Origin of the sequence: Bradyrhizobium zhengyangense (assembly GCF_022012435.1) — a bacterium.
GTDB lineage: Bacteria > Pseudomonadota > Alphaproteobacteria > Rhizobiales > Xanthobacteraceae > Bradyrhizobium > Bradyrhizobium zhengyangense.
In genome coordinates, this window is record NZ_JAKLUA010000030.1 from 23,050 (window position 1) to 35,962 (window position 12,913).

The 12,913-nt window shown below is 58.7% G+C and carries 14 protein-coding genes; 3 read left to right on the forward strand and 11 right to left on the reverse strand.

What is annotated here, in order from left to right:
• Positions 1–115 precede the first annotated feature (115 nt).
• The 4 genes from L6637_RS39545 to L6637_RS39560 form a co-directional block, all read right to left on the reverse strand.
• Entirely contained in the window at positions 116–310 is a 195-nt protein-coding gene (locus L6637_RS39545) for a helix-turn-helix domain-containing protein (RefSeq protein ID WP_237874124.1), read from the reverse strand.
• Positions 307–435: a recombinase family protein gene (locus L6637_RS39550; RefSeq protein ID WP_237874141.1), complete on the reverse strand. Its 129-nt coding sequence runs from the start codon at positions 433–435 to the stop codon at positions 307–309. Before L6637_RS39550 ends, L6637_RS39545 begins: the two co-directional genes overlap by 4 nt.
• A 94-nt stretch (positions 436–529) precedes the next feature.
• Positions 530–955: a recombinase family protein gene (locus L6637_RS39555; protein ID WP_237874125.1), complete on the reverse strand. Its 426-nt coding sequence runs from the start codon at positions 953–955 to the stop codon at positions 530–532.
• A 51-nt stretch (positions 956–1,006) separates the two neighbouring features.
• The gene (locus tag L6637_RS39560) at positions 1,007–1,231 is read right to left on the reverse strand and encodes a hypothetical protein (RefSeq protein ID WP_237874126.1); all 225 of its coding nucleotides are present in this window, start codon (positions 1,229–1,231) and stop codon (positions 1,007–1,009) included.
• Positions 1,232–1,726: 495 nt separating this feature from the next.
• Between L6637_RS39560 and L6637_RS39565 the strand changes: the two genes are divergently transcribed.
• Entirely contained in the window at positions 1,727–2,182 is a 456-nt protein-coding gene (locus tag L6637_RS39565; protein ID WP_237874127.1) for an SAM-dependent methyltransferase, read from the forward strand.
• Here the strand turns inward: L6637_RS39565 and L6637_RS39570 are convergent.
• Entirely contained in the window at positions 2,179–2,601 is a 423-nt protein-coding gene (locus L6637_RS39570; protein ID WP_237874128.1) for a hypothetical protein, read from the reverse strand. The genes L6637_RS39565 and L6637_RS39570 overlap by 4 nt on opposite strands.
• A 354-nt stretch (positions 2,602–2,955) precedes the next feature.
• Here L6637_RS39570 and L6637_RS39575 point away from each other — a divergent pair, with 354 nt between their 5' ends.
• Positions 2,956–4,773, forward strand: coding sequence for a PAS domain-containing sensor histidine kinase (locus L6637_RS39575; RefSeq protein ID WP_237874130.1), 1,818 nt, complete (start codon positions 2,956–2,958; stop codon positions 4,771–4,773).
• Between the two features lie 133 nt (positions 4,774–4,906).
• Here L6637_RS39575 and L6637_RS39580 read toward each other — a convergent pair whose 3' ends face one another.
• The 6 genes from L6637_RS39580 to L6637_RS39605 all read right to left on the reverse strand — a co-directional run bounded on the left by L6637_RS39580 (position 4,907) and on the right by L6637_RS39605 (position 11,679).
• Positions 4,907–5,374 (reverse strand): hypothetical protein, encoded by a 468-nt coding sequence (locus L6637_RS39580; RefSeq protein ID WP_237874131.1) that lies wholly within the window; start codon positions 5,372–5,374, stop codon positions 4,907–4,909.
• A 420-nt stretch (positions 5,375–5,794) separates the two neighbouring features.
• Complete coding sequence (locus tag L6637_RS39585) at positions 5,795–6,184, reverse strand: response regulator (protein ID WP_237874132.1); 390 nt, start codon at positions 6,182–6,184, stop codon at positions 5,795–5,797.
• Entirely contained in the window at positions 6,181–8,766 is a 2,586-nt protein-coding gene (locus L6637_RS39590) for a GAF domain-containing sensor histidine kinase (protein ID WP_237874133.1), read from the reverse strand. The genes L6637_RS39585 and L6637_RS39590 overlap by 4 nt, the downstream gene beginning before the upstream one ends.
• A 301-nt stretch (positions 8,767–9,067) precedes the next feature.
• Positions 9,068–9,283, reverse strand: a complete 216-nt coding sequence (locus L6637_RS39595) for a hypothetical protein (RefSeq protein ID WP_237874134.1) — start codon at positions 9,281–9,283, stop codon at positions 9,068–9,070.
• A 408-nt stretch (positions 9,284–9,691) separates the two neighbouring features.
• Positions 9,692–10,705: an acetylserotonin O-methyltransferase gene (locus tag L6637_RS39600; protein WP_237874135.1), complete on the reverse strand. Its 1,014-nt coding sequence runs from the start codon at positions 10,703–10,705 to the stop codon at positions 9,692–9,694.
• Between the two features lie 8 nt (positions 10,706–10,713).
• A complete protein-coding gene (locus L6637_RS39605; RefSeq protein ID WP_237874136.1) occupies positions 10,714–11,679 on the reverse strand; it encodes a tripartite tricarboxylate transporter substrate-binding protein in 966 nt (321 codons plus the stop codon).
• Between the two features lie 128 nt (positions 11,680–11,807).
• On the opposite strand from L6637_RS39605, the gene L6637_RS39610 reads away from it, so the two are divergent.
• Positions 11,808–12,749, forward strand: a complete 942-nt coding sequence (locus tag L6637_RS39610) for a LysR family transcriptional regulator (protein ID WP_237874137.1) — start codon at positions 11,808–11,810, stop codon at positions 12,747–12,749.
• Positions 12,750–12,913: the final 164 nt, after the last annotated feature.

Here is a 12,913-nt window from a genome sequence, read left to right on the forward strand (position 1 = left end):
CTCATCCGGCAGTTTGCCGATAGCACTGGAGAAACCGCGCCAATGCTGATCGAGCATAAGCCTGACCGCGGATCGAAGTGATGCCGCGACAGATCAGCAGTGAGGTAACGCTCAACTACGACTTCAAGTCGTCTACGGTCGAATTGGTTTTGAGCATCAAGTTGAGCAGCATCGCAACGGGTACCGGCACCGGCCACTGACCGGCGGCCCAGCGGCGCACGCTTCGTTCGCCCAGTTCAAGTTTGCGAGCGAAGCCCATCTGGGTGAAGCCAAGCTTGTCGAGCGCGGCGTTGAACTGCCCGGCCGTCACGCTCCGATCTCCAGACGGGTGATTAGGCGCAGGGTTGTGACCGAGGACCACGAGCCGCCTTTCAGGGTCTTGATGCCGCGCTGGTTCAGCGCAGCGGCGATGGCGCGCGATGAATGGCCGAGCATCGGCGTCACGACGGCTCTTAAGTCTTCCGCGAAAGCCCTAGAGCGGTCACGCAGGATCGTGGGGGTTGTAGGCGATCCCAGCCTGGTGCCGCGCTTACGGGGCCGCAGCAAGCGCCGCCTTGGTACGGTTCGAAATCATCTCCGCCTCAAGCTGCGCGACCGACAACATGATGTTGAGTTGGAAATTATCCGCGTGCGGCATCTCGGTGACGATGAACTTGACGTCGGTGCGCGAGAACAGGCCAGACCCGAAGTGAACATTGCGGGTGATGCGGTCCAGCTTGGCGGCCAGCACGGTGGCCCCGGTGATGCGTGCCACCTCCAGTGCGGTCGCCAGCTGTGGGCGCATCGCAAGGGCGTCACTGCCCTTGCCAGTCTCGACCTCGATAAACGTGTCGATGATCTCGATACCATTGTTGTCGGCAAATTGTTGGATGGCGGCCCGTTGGGCCTCAATGCCGAGGCCGGATTTACCCTGCTTTTGGTCGGAAACGCGGACATAGGCGACGGAGGTCTTCATGAGCCCCTGCACGATTTGGATAGGTCACCATGGCCTATAGGCCATCATGGCCTACATCGTCAACGACATCATTGTCGGCTGCGACAGGAAAACGGTCGTTTGCCTGTCGCAGCGAGAACATGTTCGTATCGCATCGCGTTTGATCTGTTTTGAAAGGTTGATATTCGGAATCTGAACCGCGCGATGAACCAGCGTCAGGTGCGTGCCGCGATGAGCCACCTTCGTCAGTACCTTCTGCGTGGCCTTGCGCGGGTCGCTGATGCGACTGTTCTGCACCCTTGCTCAGCGTTGACAAAGAGCTGGCAACGCACCACGGCGCCTCGTTCGCGATGTGGTGAAAATCTGCAACGCGCGCTCGCCGGGTGGGGGTGGGGAGGTCCCGGGGGCTATTGCCGGGATCAAATCGAGCTGGGACTCCAGTATCAGTTATCAGCGCACATGAACGCATCGATGATCTGGAAATCCTCAGCTTTAGAAGCGTCGGCCAAGACCGCGCGCCGCACCTTGAGCTTTGGCTGGTAGGCGGCTGTTCCGCCGGACTAAGGAATCCGGTCGACGCTACGATGCGATATGATTCGTATCTGGCAGGAGACTAACGTGGCACAGAACCGATCACATGCTGTGATGGCGCAGCGAACTGAGGCCAAGGACAGTCGGGATGACTTTCCTACACCGCCATGGGCGACGCGAGCTCTTTTTGATCACGTCATCGCTGACTTCGGACCGTTCGGATCGCATTCTGCTCTAGAGCCGGCCTGCGGTGAGGGCCACATGGCTAAGGTCATGTCGGAATACTTTGGTGAGGTTCGCGCGTCAGATGCATATGCTTACGGGTACGGCAACGTTCGCGATTATCTGGAGGTGCCATATGAAGCGAATGCCGTCGATTGGGTCATCACAAATCCGCCGTTCAGATTAGCGGAGGAGTTTGTGAAGCGATCCCTCATTGTCGCGCGTAAGGGCGTCGCGATCCTCGCGCGAACAGTGTTCCTCGAAAGTGTCGGACGTTACCGCGACTTATTTGCGACCTCGCCGCCAATCCGAGTAGCTCAATTCACTGAACGCGTGCCAATGGTGAAGGGGCGCCTCGATCGGAAGGCCTCGACGGCGACCGGTTATGCTTGGCTCGTTTGGTTGCGGTCTGATCAAAACGATGCGCCACGTCTCATGTGGATACCACCTTGCCGCAAGCAACTCGAGCGCGACGCGGACTATCCGCCTGGCTAGGCCTCATTTGCGTCATATCGCGCGATAGCTTGCTGCACGAGATCTATGGCCTTCGTCGTGTCTCCAGCATCCAGTGCCTTTGCGATCTCGCCAAGACTGTATCGCGCCCGCTTGCCCTTTACGCCCGGCGGTCCTTTGGGCGGCAGTTCAGCACGCGTGGCCGCGGAGATCGATCCAAACTCGCCACCTTTCACCTCAGCTATCCGCCCTTGATTGACGCCAAACCACGCCGCGATGTCATGGTCGCGATCACCGCGGGCGATCATACCCAAGACGATCGATGCGTCATGATTGGTGAGGTGTAGCCGCTGGCCTTGCCCTTTGACATAGATTGATCTCCCGCTGCCCTTCGTTCCGAAATGGAAATCTAACGGGAGATAGCCGAGGGTGTCACGCTGCAGTTGCGCAATCGTGGTCATGCTCGCATCGAGGCAAGATGGCTCGCGCCTTTTAGTAGGAGCGGAGGCCCGTACGTTCCCATCCCGTTCGCTTTTGGAAAATCCTTCTCCCGGCCGGTGCAGGGTTTTGCTGGGTGGACCACGAACGATTTGTGGCGGCGGGGAAAAATCGTCTACGGTTGGCTTTAGCCAAACTCCAGCCTCGGCCTAGCTGGAGCGGCAAGCCGGAGCGTTGGCGCGACTGCACGCCCATCTTCTCAACCGACGCGTCGGCTATCCGTCCGCCGAAATGCTGGATAAGCTTGCGCTCGGAGGACTGAGATGGGCAGGCCGATGCGTGACGAGACGACAAGATTTCTAAGCGGCGGAGGACGGATGGGCGAGCTTATCCGTCTTTTCGATTGGAGGACACATCCGCTCGGGCCTCCGGAGTCGTGGCCGCAATCGCTTCGTTCGGCACTGTCCATTTGCCTGTATTCGAGCTTTCCAACGGCGATCTACTGGGGGCCGGACTTCAGGCTCCTTTATAATGACGCGTGGTCTGTCATCCCGGGCGAGCGCCATCCCTGGGCTCTCGGCCGCCCCGCCAAGGAAGTCTGGTCCGACATCTGGCACGTCGTCGGCCCGCAGTTCGAGAACGTGGTGGCCACGGGTGAAGGCTTTTCCACCTATGATGAAATGCTGCCAATGGTACGTGGCGGCGGCCAGCAGGAGACCTACTGGAACTACAGCATCAGCCCGATCCGCGGCGAAGATGGCAAGGTTGCCGGCATCTTCAATCAAGGGAACGAAACGACCCAGATCGTCTTGGCCCGGCGCAACGCCCAGCAGGAGATTGCGCGTTTGTCCCTGATGTTCGAACAGGCGCCAGGCGCGACGGCCATTCTGCGGGGGCCCCGCCATGTCTTTGAAATCGCAAACCCCTCTTACTTGCAGTTGGTGGGCCGTAACGACATCCTCGGCAAGTCGGTAGACCAGGCCCTGCCCGAGGTGGCGTCGCAAGGTTTCATCGAGCTACTCGACACCGTCTACCAGAGCGGAGAGCCTTACGCCGGGCGCGCCATTCCGGTCGTCCTGGATCGAAACGGGATTTCCGAGCAACGGCACCTCGACTTCGTCTTTCAGCCGATCAGCGACGGCGCGGGCGATCGGTTTGGCATCTTCGTGCAGGCGACCGACGTGACGGAGACGATCCGGGCGGTGGCAGCTCTTCGCGAGAGCGAGGAACGTTACCAGGCCATCGTGAACTCCATCGACCAGATGATCTGGTCGACGCTGCCCGACGGTTATCACGATTATTACAACGACCGTTGGTACGAATACACAGGCGTGCCCAAAGGTTCGACCGACGGTGAGGCCTGGAATGGAATGTTTCACCCCGACGACCAGGAGCGGGCCTGGAAAGTATGGCGCCACAGTTTGGCTACGGGTGTCCCTTATCACATCGAGTATCGGCTGCGGCACCGCTTGGGCGAATACCGCTGGGTGATCGGACGTGCACAGTGCATCCGCAACGAGGCGGGCGAGATCATCCGCTGGTACGGCACGTGCACCGACCTGCATGATTTGAAGATGGCCGAGGAAGCTCGCCAACTGCTGATGCAAGAGCTGAATCATCGGGTGAAGAACCTCTTCTCGCTCTTCAGCGCCATGGTGTCCATGACGGGCCGATCGACCAATACGACGGCTGAAATGAGCGCCGCTCTTAACCAGCGTTTGCAAGCGCTATCTCGGGCACATGACCTCGTCCGGATCGGCGGAGCGGATTCGATGCCAGCGCATTCGGTGTTGCTCATCCATCTTGCTGAACAGATACTGGCACCGCATTTGAGTGCCTCGCAGCATGGCAAAGTGAGCTTGACCGGACCGGAAATTGTGCTCGGGGAGAAATCAGCCACCGCAATGGCACTCATCCTGCATGAGCTTGCCACGAACGCTATCAAGTATGGCGCACTGGGTCATGCAGACGGGAAGGTGATGATCGGCTGGGAATTTGCTGGAGACGTTCTGGTTCTGACTTGGAGCGAGCACAATTTGTCTGCTGCCATTGCCAAGCCGACCTCGAGCGGCTTCGGCAGCAGGCTCATTAAGTCTGCAGTCGAAGGGCAACTCGGCGGAAAGGTCGATATCGTTTGGAAGCCTTCTGGCGTACAAGTCCGTCTGCAACTAAGCCGGGCACGGCTGCGCGACTGATCTGGTCGGCTCACTTCGTTCAACGCAGCCGCGCTCTGGATTGTCAGCCATGAAACGTTGGGTTCTGAAGCGCAGTCCTATAGTGTCTTCTTGCTAAAGCGATTGGGCGCCGCAGGGGCGTGAGCCGCACCTGTCAGATTTCGCAGCCGGATAAATTCAGCGCCTTGCGCAAGCCGCCAAACGCCGCGAGCCTGCAGGACTCGGTCCCGCTAGCGAGCTTCGGACGCTCGGTAACGGCAGTTTGCTTGATGACGGTTACCTTCTTCGCTTTGGGACGTGAGGCGCCCGCGGCCGTCTTCGAATTGTGACGTTGGCGGGCGATCGGCCTTGAAGGCTCGGGCGAAGTGATGCGGGCCTCGCTTGGAGGAGGAATGGGCGCTTCGGCCAAAGCAACCTGTGTCGGTGTGATGCTGCTCACCGGGGCGACATCAAGGCGATCGCCTTTCGCCAGTGTATCGGGCGAGGCAGATGAGCCAGCGTCTGGTGCGGCAGGCGACTGGACGATCGCGACCGTGCCGCGCGGAGGAGCTCGCAGCTCCATGACTGACAGGACTCCTACACCTAATACGATGAGGACACCCAGGAAGCTCGGTCTCAGCATGCTGCGCCTCTAACCAAGGTTAGTGCTGTTGAAAAAGTCTCCGTTCCAATGAGGCAATCTGTCGGCAGCGGACGTGACGCCCGCGGATCATTTGCCGACAGGGTTAACGCCGGCGATGCTCCGGCAAATGTTGAGAGCGCTCCTCGACGCTGGTTCCTGCGCGCAGACGGGGCCTTGGGTTCAGGACACGGCGGATGGCTTCTTGGCGGGGAGGAGCCAACTTCAACGTCGCTCGTGCGACACCTGCAAGTGGCTACCGGCTCGGACGGAACGAAGGGCAGCAAGCCGAAGCGTTGGCACGACTACATTCTCACCGTTTGGGGGCAAAACACGAAAACTCGGATTCAGCAGGTCTGCTCTGCTGCAATGAGCGGACCCGCCTCAGACGCGGCGTGACGTCGCGTTTGAGCCATTAGTAGATTATGCAGTCCTCTCCAGCCGTTGATCAATTTCCTGACGCAATAGTCCAAAATCGATCGGCTTGGATAGCAATCCAGCGGCGCCAAGTTCTCTTGCACGCTTCACGGTTGCATCGTCTCCATAAGCGGTAATCATGATGACGGGCACGTTGGGACGTGCTTCTTTTACCTTTGGAAGCATTTCAAGCCCGCTCATGCCTGGCATGTTGATGTCCGACAGGATCAGAATTAGTGACGGGTCCGGTATCGCCTTCACTTGCTCAAGAGCCGCAGGAGCAGACAGGGCAAATTCCATGAGAAACCGCCCCGCCCGCAGGTCGCGGCGGAATTGCTGCCGGAACATGCTCTCAACATCGGGCTCGTCGTCTACGACAACGATGTAGGTGCTCACGACGCTCCTCCAGATCGGCTACTGCTTCCGTGACGCGGCAAGATAACCACGAACTCTGTAAACTGCTGCGGCTCGCTTGTGACTTCAATTCGGCCACCATGCTGCTTGACGATGATGTCATGGGCTATCGAGAGGCCGAGGCCTGTGCCTTCGCCCGCCGGCTTCGTCGTGAAGAATGGATTGAAAATCTTTTCCTTCACCTCCGGTGGGATCCCAGTGCCATTGTCGCGAATACGTATTTCGACTTGGTCCTCGTTTGCGCGTGTGCAGGCAGTGACCAGCGGTTCGAAGTCGCCACTATTATCGTTAGCCCCACGACTGGCCACCGCATGAAGCCCGTTCGAGATCAAGTTGAGCAGAACACGAGTGATTTCCTGGGGAAACACCTCGACTACTCCTGCGCGCGGATCGAAGTCGCGCTGCAGGGTCACATTGAACTGCGGTTTCTCGGCGCGGGCACCGTGATAGGCGAGGTTGAGACTCTCTTCAACCAGTGCATTGATATCGGCAGGCCGGTGCTCTCCTGAGCCTGCTCGCGAGTGCAGCAGCATGTTCTTGACGATCGAATCGGCGCGCTTACCGTGCTGCACCACTTTTTCGAGATTTGACTTCAGCATGGACGTAAGTTCGTCAACGTCGTTGCGCGTATTATTGTCGAGAGGAGCTGGAGCCAAGGCCTCACTGAGTTCGGCGATCAATTCCGCCGAGAGCGCAGCAAAATTATTGACGAAGTTGAGAGGGTTCTTGATCTCGTGGGCGATTCCGGCGGTAAGTTGACCGAGAGATGCGAGCTTTTCTGTCTGCACTAGGCGGTCTTGCGCCGTTCGCAGCTCATCCAATGATCTCGACAGATCAGCCGTGCGCTGACGCAATTCGCTCAGAAGTCTTGTATTCTCGATTGCAATGACCGCCTGCGCGGCGAACTGCTCCAGCAAGGCTGTTTGCTTCTCAGTAAAAGGTCGATTTTCCTGTCGGAAGATCATGACATTTCCGACTACGCGGCCATCCTTCAGCAATGGAACTGCTAAGATACACTGCGCGCCGCCCAGCTCAACCAAGGCGCGGCGATTACGCTCACCGTCGAGATAAGCTTTGGATTTGGCGAGGTCGGCGATGACTACCGAACGTTCGCCTTTCAACAGACGCGCTGGAGCGGTGTCAGGACCGTAGTCAAGTGGCTGTTTCCGGCGGTACTCATCGTAAGCTGGAGGCAAGCCGAATGTGGCCGCGGTATGGAAACGGTGTCCATCATAGGTGTTGAGCACCGCGAAATTTGCGTCGCAAAGCTGCATCGCCTTGCCAAGTATGGCATCAAAGACCGGCACCAGATCCCCACCTGAGCGGCTGATTATGCTGAGCACCTCCGATGTCGCGGTCTGCTGCTCCAGCGCTTGCCTGGTCTCGTTGAAAAGTCGTGCATTTTCGATCGCAACGACGGCCTGGCTCGCGAAGTTCTCAAGCAGCGAGATTTGCTCATCGGTAAACGGCCTAACCTCCTGGCGGTAGACGTTGATTACCCCGACGATGTCTTCGCTCTTAATCATCGGCACATACAACACGGTGCGCGCGCCCCCCAAATCGACACCGGCGACTGCATTGGGATTACCGCTGAGGTAGGCTTCGCTTTCCTGAGCATTATGGACGTGAGCCGGCTTCTTGGTTGCGCGCATCACGTCTGCCGGAGTTGCCGCGCCTCCCGTATGCAAGTTCTGCCGTCGGTATTCAGCAAAGGCGGCTGGAACACCGGCTTCGGCAACTGCCCGCATTGCGCCTTGCTCCATCTGATAGATGAAGCCGCAGTCCGCTTCGCACAAACGCATGGCCTTAGTCAGCATCTGCTCAAATACCGGTTTCAGATCGCCCGGTGATGACGAGATGACCTCAAGAACTTCGGCTGTAGCGGTTTGCCGCTCTAGCGCCTCCTTCGTTTTGTTGAACAGCCGTGCGTTCTCTATTGCGATCACGGCTTGGTCGGCGAAGCTTTGTTGCAGCACCAGTTCGTCTGGGGTGAAGGGTTCGAGCCGATCGCGTTGGACGACGAGTGCTCCGATCGCTTTGCCGTCGCGTCGTAGTGGCGTACCAGCCACGGTTCGGATGCCCACCGTGCGGGCCAATGTCACGGGCCAGTCGGCCATATCCGCATCGATATTATCGATATCGGGAATATGTATTTGTCGATTCTCACGGAAGACTACCGCGGGGAGGTTTCGGCCTCCTGGGCGGCGCTGCTCCTCCGGTACCAATGCGGTGATAAGCTCGATACCGGCGCCGAAACCGACTGAAAGACCCCACTCGTTGCCTGCGGCGATCCGAATAGCAACGCTCGCACCATGGAAGAGGCGCGCGGTAGTTTCGGCGATCTGCTGAAGTCCGCTTTCGGCATCACCGGAGGCACTGGCAATGGTCCGGAGGATGTCGGCACTGGCATTCTGCCTCTCCTGCAAATTGGCGAGTTCACCGCGCAGACGAGCATTTTCGGCGTTTGCCGCATCATGCGCTGTGATGCTGGAAGCAAGCCGTTGCTCGAGATCGGCAACCAGCTTGTGGAGGTCGGCCACGGCGTCCAGAGGAGGCGCGGTCATTCACTCAAATCCATGTGCCGGTCAATCCGGCCGGCTACAATCATCGCCTGTATAGAGCGATTATTCCATCCCAGCGGCGTCAACGCCAGCGACTTCAGCCTCTTTTGGCTACGAAAACAGGATTTCGATATCAAAGTTAGGTCAAAGCCTGCCCTCGGCAGCCAGCACGCGATCGGTGGGTCATCTCGCGGAAGCGGACGCCGCCGTACTCCGAGTTGAGGTCAGTCAGACGAAGACCAGACCTCCCGCACATCCCCTCGCTTCCTTGCCAAAGGAAGCAAGCTCGTCAGCACGACTACACTCAGTAAGGCATGCCGCCGTTCTCGTACTCCTCCATGAGCATGCGACCGAGCGGCGAGCCGTGGCGGATTTCCTCGAGCTGGCGCTCGATCAGCTTGTATTCGGGGCCGTCATAGCGGGCGCGCTTCAGGCGCGTGTCGAGCTGCCGGATGATGTTCTCGAGCTCGATCTCATCGGCGTTCTTCAGAACTTCAGGACTGTATTCGGGAAGGCCCACCACCTGCTCCTGTCGCCATTCGGCCGGCCATCGTGCGAAGCTATGATGCGCTCCTGGTCGCAATAAATCCGATCGTATGGAGGTCAAGAGAGATTGGCACGTCGGCTACGCATGTAGCCCAAGGTTGAACGCGACCTCAATCTCTTTAGTGGGACGCGACCTATAGGGGGAGGCGGCCTTGGTCCTTCGACCAAACAATTCAATAATGTCAAAGAGCATTCCTCGCTTGAGCAGCTCGGCTTCAAGGTTCCGGCGTGCCCCTCCAGAATCCGACCAGGGGCGGGTGATCCGGGAAGCTATTGTCGGGATTGAAGTCGAGCCAGTACCAGGATCCCGCATGTCAGCAATCGAAGTCAGACCGGAAGGCCCACTAACTGCCTTCCGCATGGCCGCGGCCGTTTCCATGTCTCAACAAAGCCGCGACTCGGTCAGATTAAAGCGGCCGGCGCGGAAAACGGCCGTGGGACGGAAGCTACTCTCGGTCAGGAGCTGATAATATTCCCTTTCCGTTCGCTCCCGACCACCTGGACCGCGCAGCATGTTTAAATCGCTCATCGCGCACGATCTGCCCGCGTCATCGGTCCCGGGCAATTCCGACATCGCACGTTCGATTAATAGCAGTCTGCCTTTTTGGGGAAGCGCTTTGCGGCAGTTTCCCAAAATGATGCGGCTGCGCTCATCGTCCCAGTCGTGAATAATGCTCTTCAAGATGATCGCGTCGACCGCTGCAGGTACCGTGTGAAAGAAATCGCCTGCAACAAAGTCGACGCGCTCGGAGATTCCGAGGTGAACGAAGTTCTGGTTGGCGGCTTCGGCGCACCTCGGCAGATCGAAAACCGTTCCTTTGATATTCGGGTATTCTCTCGCCACGGCCCCCATGAGTTGCCCAGAGCCGCCTCCGACATCCATCAAGTGGGAGATCGTGCCAAAGTCGTAGGCCTGCAGGAGATCGTGCGTGACCAGCCGTGTCAGGTCTGTCATCGCTTCATTGAATACCCGCACATGCTCTGGCGTGCGCGCCATCAGATCGAAATTGTCGTCGACGTTCTGGAGCTGAGCAGCCGTCTTCCCCGACATGATCGTATCCAGAAGACCACCCCACCTCCTGACCAGCATGGAGCCTTCAAAGATGACCCAGTTCTTGAACGATCGTTCAGCACTAGCGTCGAGCCCGGCCCCCAGTTCGGTTAGCAAGTAGCTGCCTTCACCGACGCGAGAGCAGATGCCGACAGCCGAGAGAGCGACGAGCAAGCGGGCCAGTGCATCCCGGTCCGCGTGGGTTCGACTCGCAAGTTCGTCGACCGTTCGCGGTCCGTCGCGCAGCAACTCGGCAAGGCCCAGCCTAGCAGCAACATAGATCACAGCCGTCACACGGTGCGATTGAACAAGGTCCAACAACTGCTCGGGAGGATTGCGGGTCATGTGCCACCCTAATCTTCGATCGGGAAGCCTGATGACCTGACGATCGGCCCCCAGCGTTCGAAGTCCGCGCGCTGGAGATGTTTGAGTTCGTCCGAAGTCGTTCCTGTCGGCTCGCAGCCCATGGCATGAATCTTAGCGCGCGTTTCTGGATCGCTCCCGATTGCAATGATCTCCTGTCCCAGGCGCTCAACGAACTGACGCGAGGAATGGGCAGACGTATAGAATGCGAACCACCCCGCCGCGTCGATATCGATCCCGCTCTCCTTCAGAGTTGCGGTCCGGGGCAGGAAGGAAGATCGCGCAGCGGCAGCGGTGGCGATGATGCGTATGCCGCCGCTCCGATGTTGCTCCAGGAGTTCGGAAAGAAACGCCATATACATCGGGACCCGGCCGGCCAGCACATCCGGGAGGGCAGCAGGCGTACCCTTGTAGGGCGTGTGGCGCAGGTTCAGGCCTGTGATCCGGCCAAACTCGTCGCAGATGAAATGAGGTGCTGTACCTGCTCCAGGCGAGCCGTACACGGCCTGTTCGGGATTGGCCTTCATCCAATCGATGAGTTCATGCACCGAACGGATGGACAGCTTCCCGCTGACCGCCAGAGCCAGATCGACCGTCATCACCTGCGAGAGTGGCGCAAAGTCGAGCTCTGCATCATAACCCAGGCTCTTGAAGAGATGCGGCTGAAGTGTGAATTGCGAAGCGGAAGCAAATAGCACTGCCTCCTCTCCCGGTGCGGCATTCTTGACCGCCTGAGCGCCGATGCGCCCGCCAGCGCCAGCAAGGTTCTCCACAATGGCCACCTTCCCGAGCCTGGTATGGAGCTGCTCGGCAAACAGCCGGGCGATCGAATCTCCCGACCCGCCAGGCGCGAATGGAAACACGATCTTCAGCGGCTGGTCGGCGGCAATAACGGGGAGCGGAAGAGCCAGAGCCGAAAACCCGGCCAGTATGGCACGACGCGAGTAAAGCTGCATGGCGTTCTCCATGTGCTTGGGACAGCAATGCGATGATCCGGCCGGCTTTCCATCTCGCTATTCTGAAGCAACAACGCTATAACCCGAAATCGCAATGTCCTATCGGGCTATAACGTGGGGTGATGCAGATGGAGTGGCATGATCGCATCGGCCGCCGGCTGCGGTTAAAGGATCTCCATACGCTCCAGACGGTCGCTGAGGTCGGCAGCATGGCCAAGGCTTCTCACCGTCTTGGATTGTCACAGCCTGCGATCTCCAAGGCCATCACCGACATGGAGCATGCCGTTGGGGCTGCTCTGCTGGATCGCACTTCGCGCGGAGTCGAACTCACTGAGTGCGGTCGCCTTCTTGTCGATCGCACGCGCGTCGTTTTCGACGAAATAAAGCAAGGGGTGACCGACATTGTGCAAAGGTCAGATCCGGCGCAGGGGCTCGTTGCGATCGGTACAACCGAGCCGGTCACCGCCATCGTTACAGAAATTATCGGGCATCTCGTCCGCAGATATCCAGGCATCAGGTATCATATCACGATAGGTGATCGGGATGCGCTGGAGCATGCTCTGCGCCAGAGAGCGCTTGACATGGCCATAACGCGCTGGGCGCCGTTGCCGGTCGCCGATGATTTATCCGCGGAGGTGCTGTTCAGATCTTCCCTTGCGGTGATGGCGGAGCGACGGCATCCGCTCCTGCGATCGGGGAAGAAGTTGAAGCTCGCAGAACTTATGCAAGAGCAGTGGACGCTATCGCCGCCCGATACTTTTTTGGGGCGTACCGGCGTCGAGCTATTTCGGCGACATAACCTGCCGCTTCCGCCAACGACCGTCACCACGATTTCAATCTACATGCGGTTGAATCTGTTGGCGAGCAGCCGGTTTATAACCCTTTTGCCCATGCAGATACTCAGAATGCGATCGAGCAGCGCTTGGCTGCGCGCGCTGAACGTCGATCTTGGCGATACTTCCGCCCCGATAGCCTCAATCACCTTGAAGGGACGACAGGCCGGAGGTGCTGTCAAATTATTCCAAGAGGCCAGCCGGGAGGTCTGTAAGGCGCTGGTTGGAGTGAGCTGATTGGTCCGAGCGAACTGTCAACAGCGGACCTGACGAGTTTATGAGCACGATTTCATGACGGTCGCCCTGGAAGACGATGTCGGGAAATGTGCAGGTTTTTGGACGCCGGCGACAAAGAGGCTCCGCACGCCGAACTGACCGGCGTCCAAAAAGCGCCAAGGCAC

Coding starts and splice junctions, on each gene's coding strand:
- L6637_RS39550 (WP_237874141.1), bottom strand. CDS start 435: ATGCTCGGCCATTCATCGCGCGCCATCGCCGCTGCGCTGAACCAGCGC.
- L6637_RS39555 (WP_237874125.1), bottom strand. CDS start 955: ATGAAGACCTCCGTCGCCTATGTCCGCGTTTCCGACCAAAAGCAGGGT.
- L6637_RS39565 (WP_237874127.1), top strand. CDS start 1,727: ATGGCTAAGGTCATGTCGGAATACTTTGGTGAGGTTCGCGCGTCAGAT.
- L6637_RS39570 (WP_237874128.1), bottom strand. CDS start 2,601: ATGACCACGATTGCGCAACTGCAGCGTGACACCCTCGGCTATCTCCCG.
- L6637_RS39575 (WP_237874130.1), top strand. CDS start 2,956: ATGGGCGAGCTTATCCGTCTTTTCGATTGGAGGACACATCCGCTCGGG.
- L6637_RS39580 (WP_237874131.1), bottom strand. CDS start 5,374: ATGCTGAGACCGAGCTTCCTGGGTGTCCTCATCGTATTAGGTGTAGGA.
- L6637_RS39590 (WP_237874133.1), bottom strand. CDS start 8,766: ATGACCGCGCCTCCTCTGGACGCCGTGGCCGACCTCCACAAGCTGGTT.
- L6637_RS39600 (WP_237874135.1), bottom strand. CDS start 10,705: ATGACCCGCAATCCTCCCGAGCAGTTGTTGGACCTTGTTCAATCGCAC.
- L6637_RS39605 (WP_237874136.1), bottom strand. CDS start 11,679: ATGCAGCTTTACTCGCGTCGTGCCATACTGGCCGGGTTTTCGGCTCTG.
- L6637_RS39610 (WP_237874137.1), top strand. CDS start 11,808: ATGGAGTGGCATGATCGCATCGGCCGCCGGCTGCGGTTAAAGGATCTC.